The organism is Halalkalicoccus jeotgali B3 (assembly GCF_000196895.1).
GTDB classification, from domain to species: Archaea; Halobacteriota; Halobacteria; order Halobacteriales; family Halalkalicoccaceae; genus Halalkalicoccus; species Halalkalicoccus jeotgali.
On sequence record NC_014297.1, the window covers coordinates 2,659,831 to 2,682,210 of the forward strand.

Below are 22,380 nucleotides of genomic sequence, written 5' to 3' on the forward strand. Positions count from 1 at the left end.
GGCGGGCTGGCGAATGAGCCGCACGGTAAGCGTCGTCCTGCCGGCGTACAACGAGGAGGCGACGATCGAGGAGACCGTCGAGACCACGATCCGGACACTGGAGGGGTTCCTGTCCGCCGAGGACTTCGAGGTCATCGTCGCGGAGGACGGCTGTTCGGACCGGACCCCCGAGATCGCGAGCCGACTCGCCGAAAAGGACCCGCGGGTGCGCCACTTCCATGGCGAGCAGCGCCTCGGGCGCGGCGGGGCGGTCGAACAGGCCTTCCGCGTCTCGGAAGGCGAGGTGCTGGTCTTTTTCGATACGGATCTGGCGACCGACATGCGCCACCTCGAGGAGCTCGTCGAGAGCGTCCGCACCGAGGGCTACGACGTCGCGACCGGTTCACGGTGGATGCCCGATCGGAAGGCCGACCGACCGCTGAAACGCGGCGGTGCGAGCCGCGTGTTCAACGGGCTGGTCCGGCTGGCGTTGCCCTCAGAGCTTCGGGATCACCAGTGTGGATTCAAGGCGTTCGACCGCGAGACGGCCTTTGAGTTGTTCGACGCCGTCGAGGACGACCACTGGTACTGGGACACCGAGGTGCTCGTGCGCGCCCAGAACATGGGCTATCGCGTCAAGGAATTCCCGGTCGAGTGGACCTCCAAGGGCGACTCGACGGTCGACTTCTCGCGCGACGTCCTCGACATGGGCGGCGGGGTCGGGCGGATGTGGTGGGAGTACTCGGTCGACCCCCGCATCACCCAGCGGACGACGATCGCGGGCGGGGTGGTGTTCACCTTGCTTCTGATCGTCTTCGGCGCGCAGTTCTTCGACCCCGCGGAGGTGCTCGCCCGCATGAGCGAGGCCGACCCGCTGTTGATCGCGCTGTCGGCGCTGGTCTACGTGGTCTCGTTGCCCCTGATGGGGGTGCGCTATCGGGACATCCTCGCTGAATTGGGCTTTCACGAGAAGGTCGGGTTCCTGACCGGCGCGATCTTCATCAGTCAGACCGGCAACGTCGTCTTCCCGGCACGGCTGGGCGATCCGATCCGGGCGTACGTCGTCAAGGCCCGCCGGAACGTCCCCTACCCATCGGGATTCGCCTCGCTGGCCATTGAACGGGTGTTTGACCTGTTGATGGTCACGGCGCTCGCGGGAACGGTGTTCCTGGGGCTCGCGGCCACCGGCGCGACGAGCGTCGGGGGGCTCTACACCGACATCGTCGGCAGCAACGTCCCGGGGGGCGGCCGGGCGACGATGATCGCCGCCGCCACGGTCGGGCTGGCCGCGTTCGGGGCGATCGGGATGATCGTTCTGAGCGTGCGGACCGATCGCAACTACGTGCGCGCGGTCGGGAACCGACTGGGGTCGGGCGCCTCAGCGGAGTTCATCACGGAGATCGCAGAGCGATTCGTCGGCGACATCCAGCTCGTTGCGGGCAACCGGCGGGCCTCTGCCCGGATCGCCGCCAGCAGCTTCGCCATCTGGAGCATCGACGTGCTCGCGGCCATCCTCGTCCTGCTCGCGTTCGGGGTCGAGATCTCGCCCGCGGCGCTGCTTTCGGTCGGCTTCTTCGCGGTCAGCGTCGGCAACCTCGCGAAGGTCCTTCCCCTCTCGCCGGGGGGGATCGGGATGTACGAAGGTGCCTTTACGGTGCTGGTCGTCGCACTCACGCCTATCGGTGCGAGCGTCGCGCTGGGTGCGGCGATCGTCGATCACGCGATCAAAAACGGCGTGACGGTGCTTGGCGGTGCGGGCTCGATGCTCGCGCTCAACGTCTCGCTGACGACCGCCGTCGAGGAGAGCCGCGAGGCTCGCGAAGTCGCGACCGAGTCGGATTAAACAACTACTCATATGACACGAACTGATGCGGACACCGTCGGGATCGTCGGCGGCGGCATCGCCGGACTGGCCGCGGCCTATCGACTGCAAAATCGGGGCCACGACGTGCAAGTCTTCGAGGCCAGCGACTCCATCGGTGGGCTGGCCGCGACCTACGAAACCGCGGGCGACCCCATCGAGAAGTTCTATCACCACCTCTCGAAGTCCGAACACACTATCGTCGAGCTCGCCTCGGAACTGGGACTCGGGCCCGATCTAGAGTGGCGCGTCGGAGAGAACGCCTACTACGTCGACGGCGATGTCCACCCGCTGGATACGCCCCTCGAAATCCTCGCGTACCCCCACATGAGTCTCTACGATAAGGTCCGACTGGCCGCACTCACGAAGGAGATCGACCTCCGGGGGCCGATCCCGCGCCTCGACACCTACGAGGACATCGAGGCCTTCGAGGAGGTGCCCGTAAAGGAGTTCCTGCTCGAACACACCACCCGCGGGATCTACGAGAACTTCTTCGAGCCGCTGTTGGACGCGAAGTTCGGCTCCCGAAAGGAGGAGGTCAGCGCGGCGTGGCTGCTCGGTCGGGTGAAGTTCCGCGGCGAACGGGACCTCCGTCGGGGAGAGATCCTCGGGTACTTCGACGGCGGGTTCGCCCGACTGATCGACGCGCTGATCGGGACGATCGGCCGCGAGACCATCACCACCGGCGCGAGCGTGACCGACGTCGAACTCTCGGACGGGCGGGTCGATCGACTGGTCGTCGAGCGCGACGGAAACGAGACACGCCACGAGGTCGATAGCGTGATCGTCGCCGCGATGCCGAACGTCCTGGAGGAACTGACGGGCTACGAGTGTGATATCGAGTTCCAGGGGACGGTCTGTTCGGTGGTGAGCCTCGAGGAGTCGCTCATGGACACCTACTGGCTCAACATCGCCGACGAGGCACCGTTCGGGGCCTTGCTCGAACACACGAACTTCGTGCCCCGATCGCGCTACGGCGGCGAACACCTGCTGTACGCCGCGAGCTACATCCAGAGCCCCGAGGAGGACCTCTGGAAGATGGACGACGCGGAGGTCGAGGAGACGTGGCTCTCGGGTATCGAGTCGCTCTTCCCGGAGTTCGATCGCGAGAACGTCAACTGGATTCGGACGGCCAGAAACCCACGCAGCGCGCCGGTCTACGAGCGGGGCTACCTCGACATGGTCGTGCCCTACGACCTCTCGTCGGCCGTCGGTGAGGGGGTCTACTACGCCGGAATGGCGAGTCGCGCCCAGTATCCCGAGCGCAGTCTCAACGGCGCGATCGAGGCCGGGTACGCGTGTGCGGATCTGATCGAGCGGGCGGATCGTCGCCAGCCCATCGCGGGATACGCGGAATAGATGGCAGACGAGTACGCCCGGAGCGAGCGCGAGGAATCTGGGACGCTCACCGTCGGATCGATCCTCGACGAGGAGCGCTTCTGGCTCGTCGTCGCGGTGCTTGCGGGGAGTCTCGTCGTCGCGGGCTACTTCCTCAGCAAGCCCTATCCCGCCTACGCGACGGCGCTGTTTCCCCACATGGCCGAGGTCCTGATCGAGAACGGCTATCGCAGACCCGAAATGATCCCGCTGTACACCGCCGAGGGCCTCCCGTTTGCGTACCCGCCGCTGATGTTTTACGTCATGGCGGTGCTGATCGACGTCGGGATCGACCCGCTGTTGATCGTCCGCTTGCTACCGGGGGTCGCGTTCGTCCTCCTGTTGGTTCCGTACTTCTATCTGTCCCGGGAGTTCCTCCCGGTCAGACAGGCCGGGATCGCGACCGTCGTCTTCGCGACCGCCCCGCAGATCACGCGTTGGCACATCTCCGGGGGCGGGACGGTCCGGTCCCCGGCCGTGTTGTTCCTCCTGATCGGACTCTACGTCGGCGTGCGCCTGTTCAAGACCGGCGATCGACGCTGGGTCCTCCCTGGCGCGCTCTTGTACGGTCTGACGATGTTGACCCACCCAGTCCAGATGGCGTACTTCGGGATCTCTTATCTGGTCTTGTTCGTCGCCTTCGATCGCTCCGTTCGCGGACTGCTCCACGGAGCGGGCGTCGCCGTCGGCGGTGCGATCGTCGGCGCGCCGTGGTGGCTCTACGTGGTCCGGACCTACGGCGCCGGGACGATCCTCAGTGCCTCGAACACGCACGGTGGGCTGGGAATAACGGAACTGGATGCGGTCCTCGAAGCCGTGGTGCTGTTCAACGACGCCGGGTTCCCCTCGGAGATACTCATCGCGTCGGTGGCGCTGGCCGGTGCCGTCTACGCGCTCACGAAGCACCGGTACGTCCTGCCGGCGTGGTTCGTCGTCACGATCCTCACCATCACGCAGGTACGTTTCGCCTACATCCCCGGCGCGATGCTGATCGGGATGGCGGTCGCCGGCGCGGTCGTCCCGTGGCTCGCCGAGGTCGTTCCGCGTCGCCTCGGGCGAGCCGACGGCGAGACCGTCACGACCGTCGCGCTCGCGGCGCTGATCCTCTCGACGACGTGGTTCGGCGCGCTCTACGTGACCGGCGACCCGCCGTTCGAACAACGGAACTCGCTGGGAGCGTACGTCGACGACGACGACATCGAGGCCATGGAGTGGGCCGCACGCGAGACGCCGCCGGACGCACAGTTCGTCGTCCTCGACAACGCCGCGGAGTGGTTCCCCTTCGTCGCCGACCGAACCAGCCTGACCGTCTGGTGGGGCGCCGAGTGGACCACACAGGAGCGATACGAACGACAGCACGCGCTTCATGACGATCTGGCCGCCTGTAACAATGCGACCTGTGTGAACGAAACTACAGCGGAATACGACATCGACCCCGACTACGTCTACGTCGACAACGACCGGTTCGACGACCGAGGGTCGATGGTCGACCACGAGCGCTACGAACTCGCGTACGCGAACGACGACGTGACGGTCTATCGGGTAACCGACTGACGTCGTCTGCGGATCGACCGTATCGTCGGCGGTGCGGTCGCTGGTCGATTGCGAATTGCGAGGCGTCCGGACTCGTAAACGAGTACGAGAAAGACCCCGAAACGGGAGAAGCGACTTTAGCGGGCGGCTGCGGCGACGCGCTCTTTTTCCTCTTTCTGGTTGATCGCGTACGTCTGGACGTCGTAGTCCGCCGCGCCGATCAACTGCTGTGCGAGCGCCTCGCTTGCGTCCGTCGACGTCTTGAACGAGGCGTTGTACGCACCCTCGGCGAGGAACTTAAGCGACTGGTCGACGCGGCGCTGGGGGCCGACGTCGACGGCCTTGGGGACCGAGATTCCGCCGTATTTCAGGCGGACGGTCTCCTCGCGGGGCCCGGCGTTCTCGACGGCGTGGACGAGCACCTGAACCGGGTTCTCCTCGGTGCGTTCGTGGACCGTCTCGAAGGCGTCACGGACGATGCCGAGTGCCTGCTGTTTCTTGCCGGTGTTCTCCTCGGTCTGCATCAGGCGGTTGATCAGTCGCTCGACGATGCTGATCTCGCTTTTCTGGAACTGCTTGCCGGCGTGACGGCCCATCGTGTGTGCGATGGGCGTCACCGTGATGTAGCGCTTGGTGCTCGGGTCGGCGTACTCGATCTCGCCGGTTTCCCAGCGCCCAAAGAGCAGCGCGTCGGTGTCGACCTCGTCGGAGCCGGCTGGTTGCTCCGGCTCGGGGGCTTCGCTTTCGGACATTATCGCACCGGTTTCTCGGCGTTCCCTCGAACGAGCTCGATCAGGCTGACGCCGTTTACTTTGTCGACTTTGTAGTTCACACCCGAGAGGTCGCCCATCGCACGACCCTTCGCGCCGCCGATCCCTGCAATGGTGACCTCGTCGTGCTCGTCGATGAAGCTGATCGCGCCGTCACCGGGACAGAAGGCGGTGACCTGCTTCCCGTTTTTGATCAGCTGGACCCGAACGCACTTTCGGATCGCCGAGTTGGGCTGTTTGGCCTCGATGCCGACCTTCTCGAGGACGATGCCCCGACCCTGGGGTGCGCCCTCAAGGGGGTCGGATTTCTTCTTGAGACCGCGCTCCCGGCGGGCGTACTCCGAATCGGACCACCGGTGGTTCTGGCGGTCGCGCTTGAGTTTACGCGCCGCGTACTTGCCGTTTCCCATAGTACCGTTTTCTACCCCATCGAGCCACTTAAGACTCGCCTTTTGGGGCGATCCGCTCGACAGATCGGGCCTCGCCGTGTGACCGGTGCGCACAGCACCGCCGATCGACCATCTCCATGGTACTTGATAGCTCATCTCTGCTCGAACGGAGGAGTATTTAGTCTTGGATACGATAGTATAGCACTGTGATGGGTTGTGTAACCGCTCGAACAGGACCCCGGTTACGGTCCTGTTCACTTGGGAGAAGTCCGAAGCCCCGCGATATCGGGGCTTCGGCCGAGAACGCGCGCGCGCATTCGACAGAGGAGGACCGATGGACCTGATTACCATCCTCCTGATCGTTGTGGGCGGAGTGCTCGTGATGACCATGGCGGCCAGCGTCATCGTGATCGGGTTCGACTCCATCAGCAAGGCCCGCACCGAGCTACGCCATCAGATCCGTGAATCCGGCCCGTATCTCGTCGGGCTCGGCGTCGTCTATCTACTCAACAAGCTCGCCCACCACCTGACCACGACGCTGTCCGGGATAATCGGCGTCAACATCACCGACACCTTGGTGGCCATCGAGGGCGGGCTCGTCGGGCAGCTACAGGCGTTGCTCCCCATGCAGGCGGCCGTCTGGTACTTCACGTTCGCCTACGTGTTCGGGTTCGCGTTCGTACTGGTCTTCCCGATCATCGCGTACCTGCTGTTGCCGACCCAGCGACATCTCAAGGAGCTGTTGGTCGCGTATATGATCAACTACGGGGCCGGGACCGTCTTCTACACGCTCTTTATCGCGTACGGTCCCCGGCGAGCGCTCCCGACGGAGGTCGGCCAGCCGATGTTCGAGCAGTTCCCCGAGATCATGACGCTCACGGCGGCGATCAACACGAGTTCGAACGTCTTCCCGTCGCTACACACGTCGATGGCGATCACCGTCCTGCTGTTTGCGTGGTGGACCCGCGAGGAGTACCCCCGCTGGCTCTGGATCAGTGCGGTGTTCGTCCTCAGCATCGTCGTCTCGACGATGTATTTGGGGATCCACTGGCTGATAGACGTCGTCGCCGGCGTGATCCTCGCGGTCGCAAGCGTCTATTTCGCCCGGTGGTTCGTGGCGTGGGCCGACAACCGGAACGTCCCCAACCCACACACCAGTCTGGAAACCGAAACCCAGGACTAATCCGTTTTTCGCGTCCGATCGAGAATTGTCCCGCTGGCGGCCGAAATCCGAAACGAGCAAACGAGCGTCTCCGCCCGACTCAGGTCAACTGGATGTCGTCCAGATCGAAGTGTCGTTTCGCCAGCGTGCGGGCCGTTTCGATGTTCTTCCCGCCGGTCCCGATCGCGACGCCGCGGTCGTCCTCTGCGACCTCCGCGTAGGCCACGAGGGTGTCGTTCTCGCTGATCGTGACGTGATAGACCGCCGCCGGCGAGAGCGCGTTCGCGACGAACGCCTCGGGGGTGTCCGCGTCCTCGACGAGGTCGACGGTCGCATTCAGTCGCTCCTCGAGTCGAGAGACGGTCTTCCCGCCGGGACCGATCGCTTGTCCCATCTCGCCGACGCTCACGACGAACACCAGCCGATCCCCGTCGATCACGCAGTCGATCGCGCTCGCGCCGGTCACGTCCTCGAAGGCGGCGATATACCGACGGGCGTCGTCCGAGAGGGTCCGGGCCATCTAATCCGAACTGGTCGGCGACGAGATCGAACCCATCCGCAGGTCGACGTCGCCGGTCCCGAGCTTGATCGGCTTGCCGACGATGACGTTCTCGATGACGCCGTTCAAGTCGTCGACTTCGCCGTGGATCGCCGCGTCGAGCAGGTGGTTGACGGTAACCTCGTAGGCCGCCCGCGCCAGCACGCTGTCCTTGTTGCCGGAGATGCCGTGGCGACCGATCGACTCGATCGTGCCACGGGTGGTCATGATGTCCGAAACGAGCATCAGGTGTCGGACGTTCACGTCGTCGAGACCCTGCTCTCGCAGAGTGTCCATCGTCTCGTTGATGATGGTCTCACGGGCCGCCTCGACGCCCAGACTGCTATAGATCTCGTGGATGTTGTTACAGGTCGTCCGTGAAGCGTCGACGCCCTCGATCGCGAGGGCGTCGCCGAACTCCGAGCCCTCGGTGTAGAGGACGAACTCCTCGTCCTCACGCTCGTCGGTGTCCTCCTTGCGGACGACGACCCGTGAGACCTCCTCGATCCCCTTGAAGACGATCTCGCGAAGCTCCTCGACGAGCTGGAGGAGGTCGCGATAGCTCGGCTGTTCAGGGCCGAACTGGATGGCCGTCCCCTGCTGGACCGTCGACACTCCCAAGGAGTCCTCGATGATCTCGGCGACCTCCTCGGGTGTGAGCAGGCGCTCGGCGAGGGTGTCCTCGTTCAAGTCGATCTGGACGTTCATGTCCGCGACGTTCGTCGAGACGTCCCCCAGCGCGAGAATGCGGGTGGCCTCGATGTTCCAGACGACCTCGTGGGCTTTCTCGCGGTCGGTCGCGTACTCGTCTTCGAGATACACCGTCATCATCGGCGTGTCGGGGGTCTTGCGGGCGTCGACCAGCTCGATGAGTCTGGGAAGTCCCTGCGTGACGTCGATCTCCGCGACGCCCGCGTAGTGGAACGTGTTCATCGTCATCTGGGTCCCGGGCTCGCCGATCGATTGGGCGCTGACGGTGCCGACGGGGTCAAGCGGGTCCACGCGGGTGTCGAGATACCGGCTCTCGACCCCGCGGGCGATCTCGTCGGCCTGCTCGGTGCTCGCCCCTTGGGCCTCGACGACCTCGTAGACCCGTTCTTTGAGCCGCCGGGGCAGATCGGTGTCCTCGACGACCGCCTCGACGTCGTCGCTGACGTCGTAGTCAGTCATCCGAGCTCACCCCCTCGATGGGGCTGTCCATCCGACGCGCGTCGGCGTGTTCCGAGAGGTTCGTCGTCGGCTCGCGCCGACCGAGGAACGCCCGTTTTTCCTCCTCCGAGGCGAACTCCTCGTCGAGGACGCGACTGGCGATCCCCTCGACGTCGATCGGGTTGTCCTCGTCGGAGGACACCCGCACCGGCGAGGTGCCGTCCTCGCCGAACTCGAACTGGACGATCTTATCGGACGTATCGCGTACCGTACCGTCGTACTGCGTCTCGAGCTCCGAAAGAGCGTTGATAAGCCGGCGCTGGAGATACCCGGACTTCGAGGTCCGGACCGCGGTGTCGACCAGCCCCTCGCGGCCGCCCATCGCGTGGAAGAAGAACTCCCGCGGGGTAAGCCCCGCTCGATAGGAGTTCTCGACGAACCCGTGGGCTTCCGCCGAGAGGTCGCCTTCCTGGTAGTGGCTCAGGGTTCGACCCTCGTAGCCGCGGTTGATCCGCTCGCCGCGCACCGCCTGCTGGCCGACACAGCCGGCCATCTGCGTGAGGTTCAAAAGCGAACCACGCGCGCCGGACTCGGCCATGATCACCGCGGGGTTGTCGTCCGCGAAGTGGTCCTCCGCGATGTCCCCGGCGCTGTCTCTGGCCTTCCCGAGCGTCTGCATGATCTTCATCTCGAGGGTCTCGTCGACGGTGCGACCCGGGAGCGATTCGAGATCGCCGTTCTCGTAGGTCTCGATGAGCTCTTGGACCCGGTCGTAGGCGTTCTGAATGGCTTCGTCGATCTGCTCGCCCGCGGCGTCCGGGATCGACTCGTCGTCGATCCCGATCGAGAAGCCAAAGTGCATGATCGCCCGCATCGCCAGCGAGGCGACCTCGTTGATGAAGACGCGGGCGCGCGTCTCGCTGTGGTCCTTGACGAGCTGGTCGACGATCTCCCCGCCGAACGCGCCGACGCCGTCCTCGTCGACGGTCCCCTCGAGGAGGGTTCCGTCCTCGATGGTGACGGCGTCGCCCGCCGAGGAGGTGAACTCGAGGTCGAACCCGTCCGGGAGCAACTGGGAGAAGATCGTCCGTCCGGTCCAGTACTCGCCGCTCTCGTCTTCGCCGTCGGGTTCCGGCAGTCCGTCGACGCTCGTCCCGCGAAGCAGGTCGAGCGCCTGGGTTTCGTTGAACTGCGGGTTCTCGTGGGTCAGCAAGTAGAGCCCCGAGATGTGGTCCTGAATCGCCCCGATGATGTTCTCGCCGAAACGCGGCGAGAGGATCTGCTCTTGGACGCGCATCAACACGCGGGCCTCGGCGCGAGCCTCCTCGCTCTGCAGTGCGTGGAGGTTCATCTCGTCGCCGTCGAAGTCGGCGTTGTACGGCGGACAGACGACGGTGTTCAGTCGGAACGTCTTATAGGGCATCACGACCACCTCGTGGGCCATGATACTCATCCGGTGCAGCGAGGGCTGGCGGTTGAAGATCACGATGTCCCCGTCGACCAAGTGGCGGTTGACCTCCCACCCGGGCGCGAGACTCTGGATCTCCGCGGCCTCGTCGTCGAGGCCGGCGAGCGCCTCGCAGTTCTTCTCGGTGATCTTGAGGCGACGCCCGTCGGGCCGCCGGACGTAGTTCGCGCCGGGGTGTTCGTTGGGCCCGTTGGCGACGTACCGACGGGCCTGTTCGATGTTTCGCTCGGTGACGACCATCGTCTGGGTCATCTCGTTTGCGACGTGTTTCGGGATGCCGACCTCGTTGAGCGAGAGGGTCGGGTCCGGCGAGATGACGGTTCGGGCCGAGAAGTTCACGCGCTTGCCCGAAAGGGAGTTCCGGAACCGCCCGTCCTTGCCCTTCAGGCGCTGGGAAAGCGTTTTGAGGGGCCGTCCGGAGCGGTGACGGGCCGGGGGCGTCCCCGAAATTTCGTTGTCCATGAACGTGGTGACGTGGTACTGCAACAGCTCCCAGAGGTCCTCGATGATCAGTTGGGGCGCGCCGGCCTCACGGTTCTCCATAAAGCGCTGGTTGATCCGGATGATGTCGACCAGTTTGTGGGTCAGGTCGTCCTCGCTTCGCTGGCCGTTATCGAGCGTGATCGAGGGCCGGGCCGTGACCGGCGGCACGGGCAGCACGGTCAGGATCATCCACTCGGGGCGGGATTTCTCGGGGTTCATCCCGAGCACCTCGATGTCCTCGTCGGGGATGTCCTCGAACCAGTCGCGGATGTCGCTTGGCATCAGCTTGTTGAGGTCCTCCTCGGTCAGGTCGATCCCAAGGGCCTTTTCGATGGCCTCCCGGTCCGCGCGGCGGGGTCGGAACTCCCCCGAGAGGATCTGGTTGATCCGCGAGACGTCGATGTCGGTTTCATCCGCGAGTTCCGGCGGCGTCGTCGCCTCGTCGTCCTCGTCCTCCCCGGGCTGCATCGCCCCCGCGATCTGCTCGGAGTACTCGCTGGTCAGGACCTGCTGGACCTCGTAATAGGTCGTCGGCTTCTCGTGTTGAATGTCGAACTGGACCTCGCCGCAGTGGGGACAGGAATCGGCCTTCCTGGCCTGCCGGATGGCCGCCTTCGTCACGTCGTTCGCGTCGTCACCGAGTTCGCGCGTTCGGACGAGCGACTCGCGGAACTCCTCCTTTTCGTCCTCCGTGAGCAACAGTCGCGAACACTCCCGACAGGTCCCTCTGAGGAGACGGCGGATGAGCTTCGTGAAGCCGACATGGATCACTGGAGCAGCGAGTTCGATGTTGCCGAAGTGGCCGTTGCAGGCCCCCGAGTGCTTCCCGCAGGTCTTACATTCCAGACCGGGATCGATCACGCCCAGTCGGGGGTCCATCAGCCCCATGTCGATGGGGAACCCGTCGTCGTCGTAGGTGTCGGCGGTGATGATCTTCGTCGCGCTCATCTCCCGGTACTCCTCGGGGTCCATCAGCCCGAAGTCGATACGGTCGATCTGTTTGGGTGTCGTTTGTTGTGGCATATGTTGGGGTGTACGGGGCTTCAGACGGCCTCCGACAGTTCGAGTCGCGGTGCGATGCCAAGGGCCTTCATCTCGTCGAGCAGCAGGTTGAAGGCGTAGCTCATCTCGATTTCGTGGATGTCGGTTTCCTCGCCGCAGTTCGGACAGTAGACGCGCTGTTGCTGGACGTTCTCGACGGCGGTCATCCCACAGTTCCCACAGACGTCGATGTACTCCCGGTCCGAGGAGTCGAGCAAGCGCTCTTTGAGCACCATCGCCGCCCCGTGTCCGATGACGGTGTCACGTTCCATCTCACCCACCCGGAGCCCACCCTCGCGAGCGCGGCCCTCGGTTGGCTGGCGGGTCAGCACCTGCACCGGCCCGCGCGAGCGGGCGTGCAGTTTGTTCGAGACCATGTGGTACAGCTTGTGATAGAGGATGGTCCCGACGAAGATCTCGGCCTCGATCTTCTCCCCGGAGACGCCCGAGTACATGACCTCCTTGCCCGAGGACATGAACCCGCGCTCCTCGAGCGAGTCGCGCAGTTCGTCCTCGTCCCGGCCCGAAAACGGCGTCCCGTCGACACGCTGGCCTTCGAGTGCGCCGACCTTCCCGCCCAGCATCTCTAAAACGTGGCCGACCGTCATCCGCGAGGGCAGCGCGTGGGGGTTGATGACCAAGTCGGGGACGACCCCCTCCTGGGTGAAGGGCATGTCCTCTTGGGGTGCGAGGTGGCCAACGACGCCCTTCTGGCCGTGCCGTGAGGCGAACTTATCGCCCAGTTCGGGGATGCGCTCGTCGCGCACCTTCACCTTCGAGAGCTTCGATCCGTCCTCGCCCTCCATCAGGGTGACGGTATCGACGATCCCCGACTCACCGCTTCGCATCGTCACGCTCGTCTCGCGGCGCTTCTGGACGCCCATCCCACCCATGTCGTCGGGCTCCTCCAGGAACTTCGGTGGGGAGGTCTTGCCGAGGAGGACGGAGTTCTCCCCGACGTTCGTCTCGGGGTTGACCAACCCGTCCTCGTCGAGGTGCGTGTAGGCCTCCTCGCCGCGGCCCCCGCGAACCTCGTCGTTCGGGATCTCGAAGCGGTCCTCCTGACCGCCCGGATAGCGGCGTTCTTCGCCCTCGTAGGTCCGGAAGAAGTGCGACCGGGCGAGTCCGCGGTCGACCGAGCCGCCGTTCATCACGAGCGCGTCCTCGATGTTGAACCCCTCGTAGCTCATGACCGCGACGACGAAGTTCTGGGCGGCGGGCCGTTCGTCGAAGCCGATCTGTTCTGTGGTCTGGGTCTTGACCATCGAGAGCTGCGGGTAGTGCAGCAGGTGCTGGCGCGTATCGGGGCGGATCCGGTAGTTGGCGCTCGGGAGACCGAGCGACTGTTTCATCATCCCTGCACCCATCGTGATCCGCGGGCTGGCGTTGTGCTCGGGATACGGGATCATCCCCGCACCGATCCCGAAGATAAGCTGTGGGTCGATTTCGAGGTGGGTGTGGTCCTCGGAGACCTCCTCGCGGTCGACCGCGACGTAGACGTCCTCCTCTTCCTCGGCGTCGATGAACTCGACGTAGCCGTGCTCGACGAGCGTCTCGAACTCGATCTCGCCGCTTTCGAGCGCCTCGACCGCCTCGTCGGTGATCAGGGGTTCGCCGTCCTCGACGACCAACAGTGGCCGTCGGGCCCGACCGGCGTCGGCGTTGATCACGACCTCGCGGGTGCGGTCTTTCACCGAGACATTGACCATCTCGCTGACCTCGCCGCGGCGTCGTGCTTCGCGTACCTGTTCTGCGAGCTGTTCGGGGTCGGGGTGGGTGCCGACCAGACTGCCGTTGACGTAGACTTTCGCGTCTCGTGCCTGTGCCATGATATTAGTCGTCCGCGGGCGTTCGTGTGGTCGAATCGAGGCCCGGGATGCCCTCGACGCCCATCGACGCCAGTTCTCGTTTGAGTCCCTGTTCGTCTTCGATGTTCTGGGTCAGCTCCATCGACTGTGCGAAATTCTTCACCAGTCCACAGTTCGGTCCCTCCGGGGTCTCGGAGGGACAGATCCGACCCCACTGCGTTGCGTGCAGGTCACGCGCCTCGAAGTGGGGCTGGCTCCGCGAGAGCGGGCTGCGCAGCCGCCGGAGGTGACTGAGTACACCCATGAAGTCGGTGCGGTCGACCAGCTGGCTCACACCCGAGCGCCCGCCGACCCAGTTGCCCGTCGCGATGGGGTGTTCGAGTCGCTCGGTCAGCACGTCCGAGCGCACGACCGTGTTGACCGAGAGCTGGCGGTTTCGCATGTTCGCGCGTTCGAGCTGGTACTTCACGTCGCGTGCGAGCTTGTTCAGCGCCGTCCTGAAGAGGTCGGTCATCAGGTCGCCGGACACTTTCAGGCGCTTGTTCGCGTAGTGGTCCTTGTCGTCCGATTCCCGGCGCTGTAAGGCGAGTTCGAAACACGCTTCCGCCATCCGACAGAGGTAAAACGCCTTGTTGATCCGGACGTCCTCGTCGGGAATCCCGTCCTCGTGGAGGTGCGGAAGCAGGTACCGGTCGATGACGTAGTTCGCCCGCTTGAGCTGGTAGTTCTTGCCCTGGCCCGAGGCGACGCGTTTCCCGAGCGTCTCGATGGCCTCCTCTGTCGTCTGGACGTCCGCTTCCTCCAGGTTTTCGAGCATGTACTTGACGATCTCGGGGTCGTCCGAGACCCGATGGACGATCTCCTCGTCGGATTCGAGCCCGAGCGCCCGCACGAGCGTGACGAAGTTGATCGAACCCGACACGGAGGGGAACGAGACCTCGAGCAGGCCGTCGCGGCCGCGCTCACAGAGCACGAGCGCGCGATAGCCACGGCGCTGGGAGAACGTTTTGGCGACCTGGATCTCGTCACCGTACTTGCTGTCGTATTCGGCGAGGATCTTGTTGGGCGCCAGGTCCTCGCTTGTCATCAGCACGCGCTCGGAGCCGTTGACGAGGAAGTACCCGCCGGGATCGGCCGGATCCTCGCCGATATCGATCAGCTCTTCGTCGGTGAAGCCATCGATGTTACACTTCTCGGAGCCGACCATGATCGGCATTCGGCCGACTTTCGTCTCGGTCGTGTCGACGACCCGCTCTTCTTCCTCCTCGCCGCCCTTGACGATCGACATCTCCATGAAGACGGGCGCCGAGTAGGTGATGTTGCGGAGGCGGGCTTCCTGTGGGTAGAGCAGTTCTTCCGAGCCGTCGGCCTCCCGAACGCGGGGCGTAACGACACGAACGTCACCGAGTTCGACGTAGACCGGCTCTTGGCCCTCCTTGTCGCCGATGTCGGTGTCGATCGTCTCCTTCTCGTCGACGACCTGTTGCATCCCCCTGTTCAAGAAGTCGTTGAACGATCGGAAGTGGTGTTCGGCGAGTCGTTCCTTCGAGAAGTACTCCTCGGAGATCGTCCGTCGGTGTGTATGGTCTATCATTCGATCACCAGTCGATAGACGACCGCTCGGTCGGCCGTCCGCGATTCCCGGACGATCTTGACGACGTTCCCGACCTCGGCTTCGTCCGGTAGCGCGGGGTCGGCCCGTTTGATCTTCGGGAGATCTGTGCGCTTGATATCGTACTCCGCGAGCACCGTCTCGAGTTCGTCCTCGTCCATGAGACTGTGCTCGGGTACCAGGGTGTGTTCACTTACGTCCATGTGTGTGGTCTGTCTGCCGGCCGGCTGGCGAGAGAAGCGGCTGTCACGAGATACTACAGGCAGGTAATGGGGGCGGGCAGTTAAGCGTTTCCAAACGGAAGAGAGCGTCCGCTGAGCGACCCGCGGCCGCGGCGGGCGCGACGAGTACCGGTCGCTGCGATCCGGGGCGAATACGACCCGGTACGCGAGCGACGAAAATGAGTGTTTTGGGTAGACGGCACACGGGTCGATCGTTTGGAAAGCCTTAAGTCTGCAAGCCGGAAAGGAGGAGATGCGTTCGCCCGGATGGTGTAGTGGCCCATCATACGACCCTGTCACGGTCGTGACGCGGGTTCAAATCCCGCTCCGGGCGCTTTCTCGAACTCTCATCCCTGAGCGGCCGGCTTGCCGTGTTGTGCGGTTCTGGTTTCGAGAAACGCCGACAGAGGATTCGAAACAGGAAGTGCCGTGAGCGCCAGCGGACGGACCGACTGTGGTTCGAATCGGACTCCGAGCGGGGCCCGGTTTCGCGTCCGCGGGCGGTCGGTTTTCGGGTGCGAGCGAATGCACCGATCAGAAGAAACGTTAGCCATCGGGACGGACGCCCGGCTCGTCGAACCGATACTCCGAGAGCGGAAGGTCCTCGTCCTCCCATGCTCGGATCCCGCCCCGAAGGTGGTGGATCTCCGTATAGCCCATCTCTTGGAGGGTTCCGGTGACCTCCTGGCTCATTCCGTCGCTGCGACAGTACACCGCGATCGGGGTGCCGGCGTCGGGCAGGAGGTCCCGATGCTCGCGGATCGCGTCGTAGGGGACGAACGCGTCGGTCCCTTCGATGTGTCGTTGCTCGGGAGTGTGGACGTCGAGGGTGTAGACCGCCGGGCGGGCAACGACCGTGTGAAACGACTCCGGGCCGTGCTCGATAACGCCGTTCGATGGGGTCGCGTGCCGCTCGGGCTCGTCTTTCATACCGTAAGGGCAGCTCGATTACGGATACCCGTTGTGGCCGAGGGCTCGGGACGGCTCAGCGCGTCACGAGGTGGGTGATCACAACCAGACCGGCCGTCGCAGCCGCGAACAGGAGCCATGAGAACTCGACGGCACCGACGAATGCGAGCCCGCGGAGAGCGACGTAGCAAAAGGCCGCCGAGAGGAGGAGGTTCATGACGACGAGCACGCGCGGGTCGCCCTGTGACCGGGCCATACCGCCCCATCCGACGAGAGGGACTTATCGCTGCCGGCCCGCCTCCCAGTCGATCCACTCCTGTTCCCAGCCGTGCCGTCGCCGGGCGTTGCGCTCGGCGAACTCCCGGTCCTCGCGCTCGGTTCGGTTCCGTTCGGGCCGGCCGGGCTGTTGGCCCTCCAGGAGGAGGGGGCGGAACGCGACCGGACCGTGTCGCTCGCGGACCTCGCCGCCGGCGTCGAGTGCGACCAGCGTCTGTTCGGTCGCGCCCATGGGCATCGCCAATCGCCCGTCGGGCGCGAGTTGGTCGGTCAGCGCTCGGGGCGGGCGGACGGCCGCGGCCTCGACGAGGATCCGGTCGAAGGGGGCGTACTCCGGAAACCCCCGTGAGCCGTCCCGTCGGTCGACGAGCACCCCGCCGTAGCCCGCCTGCTCGAGGTTCCGGCGGGCGGCGTAGACCATGTTGCGGTCGATGTCGATCGCCTGGACGTTCTCGGCGCCGGCGATCTCCGCGAGGACGGCGGCGGTGTAGCCGACCCCGCTGCCGGCGATCAGTATCGAGTGGCTCGCGCGGGCGTCGAGTGCTTCAAGGAGGCGGGCGGCTGTGCTGGGGGCCAGAACGGTCGTGCCGTCGATCTCGGTCGCGCGGTCGGCGTAGGCGACGCGCTCGTCGTTGACGAACGCCTCGCGGGGTACCTCGCGCATGGCGAGTGCGACCCGCTCGGTATCGAGGGCGGCCTTGGCCTCGTGTTCGAGGCTGTCGACCATGTCCTCGCGCAGGACGGCGGGGTCCATACCGACCCTCGGCGACCGAGCACCAAGAGTCACGCGCTCGCGGGCGATACGGTCATGTCGGCTCGGGAACTAATAGTACGCATGGGGGACTCGAACGCCCTGACCAACGCGCTGATCGGCGCGATACTCACGGCGGTCCTCTCGTGGGTCGTGCCGCTGGCCCCGATCGGCGGCGGCGCGGTCGCGGCCTACCTCCAGGGGGCGGACACGGCTGCAGGCGTACGAACCGGCACGCTCTCGGGGGTGATCGCGCTGGTCCCGCTGGGAGTGCTCGGAGCGGCGGTCGTGGGGCTCGTCGGAGTGGTCACCCTCGATCCGACCGGGACGGCCGTCTCGCTTGCGGTGGTCGCGGCTGCCCTGTTCGTGAGCACGCTGTACGTCGTCGGTCTGAGCGCTCTCGGTGGATATCTCGGGACGTACCTGTTCGACGAGTACGGGCGGACGGGACGGTCGATCCGCCCCGAAGAGCGCCCCTGAGGCGGCCCGGTTGCCCGGAGAGGATCACGTCCGGACCGTGACGAACCGGACCGCACCGTGGGTCGTCCGCGCCGCGATCCCGTCGGGGCCCACCCGGGCACGGACGAGTCGCTGCCCGTCGGTGCCGACGGGCGCGACGATCGTTCCCCCATCTCGGACCTGTTCGAGGACGGGCGCGGGGATCTCGGGGACCGCACAGGTGAGGTAGGCGGCGTCGTAAGGGGCGCCCTCGGGCCAGCCCTCGCGACCGTCACCCTGCCTGATACTGATTTCGCCGTAGCCGATCCGCTCCAACGTTCTCCTCGCATTGTCGGCGAGGTCGGGACTGAACTCGACGCTGAAAACGCTCTCGGCGCCGACGACTTCGGCGGTGACGGCGGCGTGATAGCCACAGCCGGTGCCGATCTCCAGGACGCGATCCCCAGATTCGACGTCCAGCAGCTCGGTCATGATCGCGACCATGTGTGGCGCGCTGATCGTCTGGCCGTCGCCGATGGGAAGCGGACGGTCCGCGTAGGCGTCGTTTCGTCGGGGTTCGGGGACGAACACGTGGCGTGGCACCGCCTTCATCGCCGCGACGGTGGCCTCGGAGAGGCCCTCGCAGCGGGCGAGCCGATCCGCGAGCGCCTCGCGTTCGTCCTCGTACATGCCTACCAGACCGACCACGCCGTCGATGAGTCGTCCTCGCCGAACAGGCGTTTGACGTCCTTTGCGTGGACGGTGTCGCCCTCGAAGTCGAGCTTCGACTTGTGGTAGCCAGTCGCGTCGCGCTTGACGTGGATACCCGTGATGACGAACTCCTCGTCGCCCATCTCCTCTCGTTCGCCGACGGTGAACTCGTGATCGCCGGGGACCTGCAGTTTGACGCTGCGGCTCTCCTCGCGCTTCTCGTTGGGGTGGACGGTGAGATTGACCGAGACGTTGTCGACCGCGCGGGTCCAGAGCGTTTCGACCTCGTCGGCGCGGGCGCTCTCTTCCCGGCGCTCCTCGCCGAGTTCGACGCTTGTGATCCGGACGAGCATGATCGCTTCCTCGGTGTCCAGAACGAACTCCTCGCCGACGGCCAACTCCTCGTCCTCGGGGACCTCGGCACTCGCCGAGAAGGACTCGCCGTCCTGTGAGACAATCACGTCGATCTCCGCTTCGTTTTCCTCTTCGATCGTCGTCTTGTGGGTGTGTCCGCAGGCCGTACACCGGACCGTCGCCTGCCCGCCGGGTTTCAGCACCTCGTGGACCGTCTGCTCCTCGGGCGAACACGAGGGACAGACCAGCGCCACCTGACTCGCTGTGTTGCTCATTGAAGGCGAATAGTGTATCGCGCTATAAAAGTCGTCTGTGCTCGGGCTCGTGGGAATTCGATCGCCTCACTGTCTCACGGGCTACGCCCGTTCGACCGTTGGGAGGTCGACGACCTCCCCGCGTTCGCGACTATCATCGCTCACTCGATACGTGGAAGCTCCACTTCCACACCATCCGCAAACACGGTCGGCTCGCGCAGGATCCCGTCCGAATGGATCGGCGCGTCGGTGTCGCCGCCGATGCCCGCGTCGTCCCCGATCGCGATGTGGACCGTTCCCGCGGCCTTCTCATCGAGCAGGACGCTTCCGACCAGCTCCGTGACCGCGACGTTCGTCCCGATTCCGAGTTCGGCGAGGTTGTAGGCGTCCCGACCGACCGCCGCTTCGGCCTCTTCGAGCTCCGCGCGCACGTCGGGGTCGCTCACCGAGGTGACGAAGCCGTCCTCCACTTCGATCTCGATTTCGCCATCGAGCAGCCCGTGGGGGTGCATCGTCCCGTCGACCACGTAGGTTCCGGTCGCGTTCTCGGGGCTGACGAACACCTCGCCTGCCGGGAGGTTCGAGAAGTCGCCCGGCTCGTGGACGATCCCCGTATCCGCGAGCCACTCGCGGCTCCCCGGCTTGAAGGTGATGTCCGTTCCCTGCGGCGAGGTCACGCTGATCTCCGTCGCATCCGCAACCCGTTCGAGCATCCGGTCGCACTCCTGGCGGATGCGCTCGTAGTCGGCGTCGAGCCCGGTGGTGAAGACCTCCTCGGTGATCCCTGGGAGGGTCGCGGCGCGCGTCCCCGCGTCGGTCGCCGCACCGCGCGCGCGGGTGTGGCTCAGGCTCTTGCTGGTCGGGGCGAGCACCACGTCCGCGCCGCTCATCGCCGCGGCGACCGGTTCGGGCGGTTCGGCGCCGTGCTGCGGTCCGGGCGGATATCGCAGGAGGACCGCGTCGTCGGTGATCTCGCGGGCCACCGTATAAAGCGCCTCGCCGACGGGCTCGCGCTCGTCGTCGGTGACGACCGCACACGATTCGTCCCCTTCGAGCGCCATACACTGGCGCACCGCGGTCTCGGCTGCGGGTCGCAGGTCCATACCGGGCGCTCGCCCGGCGGGAGGATAGTCGTGACGATCACCGCAGGAAGTCGAGCACCCACCTGATCAGTTCGGAGCCGACGAGGACGCCGCCCTCGCCCCTTGAGAGGCGGTGGCCGCTCCACAGCGAGACGGTCACGAACCCGGTGACGGCGAGCAGCCAGCCCAGATCGGCGAGCGCGGCGGGATCGACCGCGAGCGGATGGACGAGCCCCGCGATCCCGAGGACGCCCAGCGCGTTGAAGACGTTGCTCCCGAGCAGGTTCCCGACCGATACCCCGACTCGCCCGCGCTGGAGCGCGAGCACGGAGACGGCGAACTCGGGCGTCGAGGTTCCCGCGGCGACCACGGTCGCACCGATGGCCCACTCGGAAACCCCCGCCGCCCGCGCGATATCGACCGCCGCGCCCACCAGCGTGTCGCCACTCACGAGCACGAGCACCAAGCCACTGATCAGGAGAACCGGATCGCGGGCACGAAACGGTTCGCCGTCTTCACCGCCGGTCGGCGGCGCCTCCCCGGCCCGCGCGAGCGCGAACAGGTAGGCCACGAGCGCGAGCACCAGCGCCGCGGCTTCCAACCGCCCGAGATGCAGATCCACGAGAACGAGCGCCGCGAGCGCGCTCGCGCCGAACAGGACGAGCCCGTCGCGGCGGGCGAGCGATCGGGGGACCACGATGGCACCGAACAGCGCGACGAACCCGAGGATCAACGCGAGGTTGAACACGTTCGAGCCGACGACGTTTCCGACCGCGATGTCCCCGGTGCCCGTGAGGGCGGCCCCGACGCTCACGGCGACCTCCGGCAGCGAGGTGCCGACCGCGACGACGGTCAGCCCGATGGCCACCTCCGAGAGGCCCAGCCGGCGCGCGAGTCGCACGGCGCTCCCGACGAACAGGCGTGCGCCCAGCCAGAGGCCGACCACCGACCCGGCGAGCAGCGCGATCGAAACGACGAGATCGGAGACCACTCGCTTATCGTTTCAGGGCTTCGATCGCGACCAAGGATTCGCCCGTCAGCGCCCGGACATACGCTCCGCCCGCGATCGAGACGTGCGAGAAGTCGTCCTCGTCCATTCCATAGAGTTCGATCGCCCGCGAGGTATCGCCCCCGCCCACGACCGAGAAGCAGTCGGTCCGGGCGATGGCCTCCAGCACGCCGACCGTCCCGTCGGCGAAGCGTTCGTCCTCGAAGACGCCGAGCGCCCCCTTGACGAAGACGGCCTCGCTGTCGGCGACGACCGACTCGTACTCTTCGACCGTCCCCGATCCGACGTCGAGGAAGGAGGTCTCCTTCTCGACGCCCTCGACGGCTATCTCCGCCCGGTCGCCCGCCTCGTCCTCGTAGGCGAGATCCACGGGCAGGCGGATCCGATCCCCGTAGGAATCGAGCAACTCCCGGATGGTCTCTTCCTGTTCTGCCCACTGCTCGTCGAAGAAGTCGGTGCCCTCGACGTCGTAACCCACGTCGTAGCCCGCCGCCCTGAGGAAGAGTTCGCCGACGATCCCGCCCATGAGGAACGTATCGACCGTGTCCTCGACGCGCTCCATCACGCCGATGAGGTCGTCGGCCTTCGTCCCGCCCAGCACCATCGCGACGCGGCCGTCGAACTCCCGCTGTTGAATCGCGGAGTTGGCCTCGTACTCGGTCTCCATGACGCGACCCGCGTAGGCGTCCATCACCCGCGGAAACCCGACGATCGAGGCGTGTCCCCGATGAGCGGTCGAGTAGGCGTCGTTGACGTAGGCGTCGAACTCCCCTGAGAGGGTCTCGACGAGCGCGCTTTCGGCGTGTGCTTCGGGCGTGCGGTCGGCGAGCTCCTCGTCGACCATCCGGACGTTTTCGAGCAGGAGGACCTCGCCGCCCCCGAGCCCGTCGATCGCCTCCAGAGAGGCTTCGCCGTAGGTGTCCGGGACGTATCGGACCTCGCGATCGAGGTGCTCCGAGAGGATCTCGGCGTGTTGTTCGAGTGATACGAAGGTGTCCCGGCCGGGGCGACCCTGATGGGCGAGGACGGCGACCGCGTGGCCCGCGTCGGCGAGCTCCCGAAGCGTTTCGGCGTGGCGCGCAAAGCGGCGGTTGTTCCGGACCTCGCCGTCTTCGACCGGGGAGTTGGCGTCGATCCGAACGAGCAGCCGCTGGCTATCGGGGAGATCGTCGAGCGTCTTGAACATGGCTCGTGGGTGGTCGAGC

Annotated in this window: 21 protein-coding genes and 1 tRNA gene; 6 read left to right on the forward strand and 16 right to left on the reverse strand. The window is 65.7% G+C overall.

Features of this window, described 5'->3' with window-relative positions:
• The first annotated feature begins 13 nt into the window (after window positions 1-13).
• The 3 genes from HACJB3_RS13950 to HACJB3_RS13960 are packed head-to-tail and all read left to right on the forward strand — an operon-like array spanning window position 14 to window position 4,771.
• Window positions 14-1,822 (forward strand): lysylphosphatidylglycerol synthase domain-containing protein, encoded by a 1,809-nt coding sequence (locus tag HACJB3_RS13950; RefSeq protein ID WP_008416332.1) that lies wholly within the window; start codon window positions 14-16, stop codon window positions 1,820-1,822.
• Between the two features lie 12 nt (window positions 1,823-1,834).
• Window positions 1,835-3,199, forward strand: coding sequence for an NAD(P)/FAD-dependent oxidoreductase (locus HACJB3_RS13955; protein WP_008416333.1), 1,365 nt, complete (start codon window positions 1,835-1,837; stop codon window positions 3,197-3,199).
• A complete protein-coding gene (locus HACJB3_RS13960; protein ID WP_008416334.1) occupies window positions 3,200-4,771 on the forward strand; it encodes an ArnT family glycosyltransferase in 1,572 nt (523 codons plus the stop codon).
• A 116-nt stretch (window positions 4,772-4,887) separates the two neighbouring features.
• Here the strand turns inward: HACJB3_RS13960 and HACJB3_RS13965 are convergent, their stop codons facing one another.
• Complete coding sequence (locus HACJB3_RS13965; RefSeq protein ID WP_008416335.1) at window positions 4,888-5,502, reverse strand: 30S ribosomal protein S7; 615 nt, start codon at window positions 5,500-5,502, stop codon at window positions 4,888-4,890.
• Window positions 5,502-5,930, reverse strand: a complete 429-nt coding sequence (locus tag HACJB3_RS13970) for a 30S ribosomal protein S12 (RefSeq protein ID WP_008416337.1) — start codon at window positions 5,928-5,930, stop codon at window positions 5,502-5,504. Before HACJB3_RS13970 ends, HACJB3_RS13965 begins: the two co-directional genes overlap by 1 nt.
• Window positions 5,931-6,243: 313 nt before the next feature.
• Here HACJB3_RS13970 and HACJB3_RS13975 point away from each other — a divergent pair, with 313 nt between their 5' ends.
• A complete protein-coding gene (locus tag HACJB3_RS13975; protein ID WP_008416338.1) occupies window positions 6,244-7,092 on the forward strand; it encodes a phosphatase PAP2 family protein in 849 nt (282 codons plus the stop codon).
• A 79-nt stretch (window positions 7,093-7,171) separates the two neighbouring features.
• Here HACJB3_RS13975 and HACJB3_RS13980 read toward each other — a convergent pair whose 3' ends face one another.
• Genes HACJB3_RS13980 through HACJB3_RS14005 form a run of 6 tightly spaced genes read right to left on the reverse strand, consistent with a single transcriptional unit; the run spans window position 7,172 to window position 15,331 of the window.
• Window positions 7,172-7,591 (reverse strand): NusA-like transcription termination signal-binding factor, encoded by a 420-nt coding sequence (locus tag HACJB3_RS13980; protein ID WP_008416340.1) that lies wholly within the window; start codon window positions 7,589-7,591, stop codon window positions 7,172-7,174.
• Window positions 7,592-8,779 carry a DNA-directed RNA polymerase subunit A'' gene (rpoA2, locus tag HACJB3_RS13985; RefSeq protein WP_008416341.1) on the reverse strand — a complete coding sequence of 396 codons (1,188 nt, stop codon included), beginning with the start codon at window positions 8,777-8,779 and terminating at the stop codon, window positions 7,592-7,594.
• A complete protein-coding gene (locus HACJB3_RS13990; RefSeq protein WP_008416343.1) occupies window positions 8,772-11,732 on the reverse strand; it encodes a DNA-directed RNA polymerase subunit A' in 2,961 nt (986 codons plus the stop codon). Before HACJB3_RS13990 ends, rpoA2 begins: the two co-directional genes overlap by 8 nt.
• Window positions 11,733-11,752: 20 nt before the next feature.
• Window positions 11,753-13,579: a DNA-directed RNA polymerase subunit B gene (gene rpoB, locus HACJB3_RS13995; protein ID WP_008416346.1), complete on the reverse strand. Its 1,827-nt coding sequence runs from the start codon at window positions 13,577-13,579 to the stop codon at window positions 11,753-11,755.
• A gap of 4 nt (window positions 13,580-13,583) precedes the next feature.
• On the reverse strand, window positions 13,584-15,152 hold the full coding sequence (locus HACJB3_RS14000) for a DNA-directed RNA polymerase subunit B'' (protein WP_008416347.1): 1,569 nt from the start codon (window positions 15,150-15,152) through the stop codon (window positions 13,584-13,586).
• Window positions 15,149-15,331 carry a DNA-directed RNA polymerase subunit H gene (locus HACJB3_RS14005; RefSeq protein ID WP_008416348.1) on the reverse strand — a complete coding sequence of 61 codons (183 nt, stop codon included), beginning with the start codon at window positions 15,329-15,331 and terminating at the stop codon, window positions 15,149-15,151. Before HACJB3_RS14005 ends, HACJB3_RS14000 begins: the two co-directional genes overlap by 4 nt.
• Window positions 15,332-15,652: 321 nt before the next feature.
• Here HACJB3_RS14005 and HACJB3_RS14010 point away from each other — a divergent pair.
• Window positions 15,653-15,725, forward strand: a tRNA-Asp gene (locus HACJB3_RS14010).
• Between the two features lie 212 nt (window positions 15,726-15,937).
• On the opposite strand, the gene HACJB3_RS14015 is transcribed toward HACJB3_RS14010, so the two are convergent.
• The 3 genes from HACJB3_RS14015 to HACJB3_RS14025 are packed head-to-tail and all read right to left on the reverse strand — an operon-like array spanning window position 15,938 to window position 17,330.
• Window positions 15,938-16,321, reverse strand: a complete 384-nt coding sequence (locus tag HACJB3_RS14015) for a rhodanese-like domain-containing protein (RefSeq protein WP_008416349.1) — start codon at window positions 16,319-16,321, stop codon at window positions 15,938-15,940.
• A 55-nt stretch (window positions 16,322-16,376) separates the two neighbouring features.
• Complete coding sequence (locus tag HACJB3_RS14020; RefSeq protein WP_008416350.1) at window positions 16,377-16,556, reverse strand: hypothetical protein; 180 nt, start codon at window positions 16,554-16,556, stop codon at window positions 16,377-16,379.
• A gap of 24 nt (window positions 16,557-16,580) precedes the next feature.
• On the reverse strand, window positions 16,581-17,330 hold the full coding sequence (locus HACJB3_RS14025; protein WP_008416351.1) for a protein-L-isoaspartate O-methyltransferase family protein: 750 nt from the start codon (window positions 17,328-17,330) through the stop codon (window positions 16,581-16,583).
• 81 nt (window positions 17,331-17,411) lie between these two features.
• On the opposite strand from HACJB3_RS14025, the gene HACJB3_RS14030 reads away from it, so the two are divergent.
• Complete coding sequence (locus HACJB3_RS14030) at window positions 17,412-17,807, forward strand: DUF5518 domain-containing protein (protein WP_008416352.1); 396 nt, start codon at window positions 17,412-17,414, stop codon at window positions 17,805-17,807.
• Window positions 17,808-17,831: 24 nt separating this feature from the next.
• On the opposite strand, the gene HACJB3_RS14035 is transcribed toward HACJB3_RS14030, so the two are convergent.
• From HACJB3_RS14035 to HACJB3_RS14055, 5 genes are all read right to left on the reverse strand, one after another.
• Window positions 17,832-18,455 (reverse strand): protein-L-isoaspartate(D-aspartate) O-methyltransferase, encoded by a 624-nt coding sequence (locus HACJB3_RS14035; RefSeq protein WP_008416353.1) that lies wholly within the window; start codon window positions 18,453-18,455, stop codon window positions 17,832-17,834.
• Between the two features lie 2 nt (window positions 18,456-18,457).
• Window positions 18,458-19,105 carry an HVO_0476 family zinc finger protein gene (locus HACJB3_RS14040; protein ID WP_008416354.1) on the reverse strand — a complete coding sequence of 216 codons (648 nt, stop codon included), beginning with the start codon at window positions 19,103-19,105 and terminating at the stop codon, window positions 18,458-18,460.
• Between the two features lie 140 nt (window positions 19,106-19,245).
• The gene (locus tag HACJB3_RS14045) at window positions 19,246-20,187 is read right to left on the reverse strand and encodes an aminopeptidase (protein ID WP_008416355.1); all 942 of its coding nucleotides are present in this window, start codon (window positions 20,185-20,187) and stop codon (window positions 19,246-19,248) included.
• 37 nt (window positions 20,188-20,224) lie between these two features.
• Window positions 20,225-21,157: a sodium:calcium antiporter gene (locus HACJB3_RS14050; protein ID WP_008416357.1), complete on the reverse strand. Its 933-nt coding sequence runs from the start codon at window positions 21,155-21,157 to the stop codon at window positions 20,225-20,227.
• A gap of 4 nt (window positions 21,158-21,161) precedes the next feature.
• Window positions 21,162-22,361, reverse strand: a complete 1,200-nt coding sequence (locus tag HACJB3_RS14055) for a phosphoglycerate kinase (protein ID WP_008416359.1) — start codon at window positions 22,359-22,361, stop codon at window positions 21,162-21,164.
• Between the last annotated feature and the right edge of the window lie 19 nt (window positions 22,362-22,380).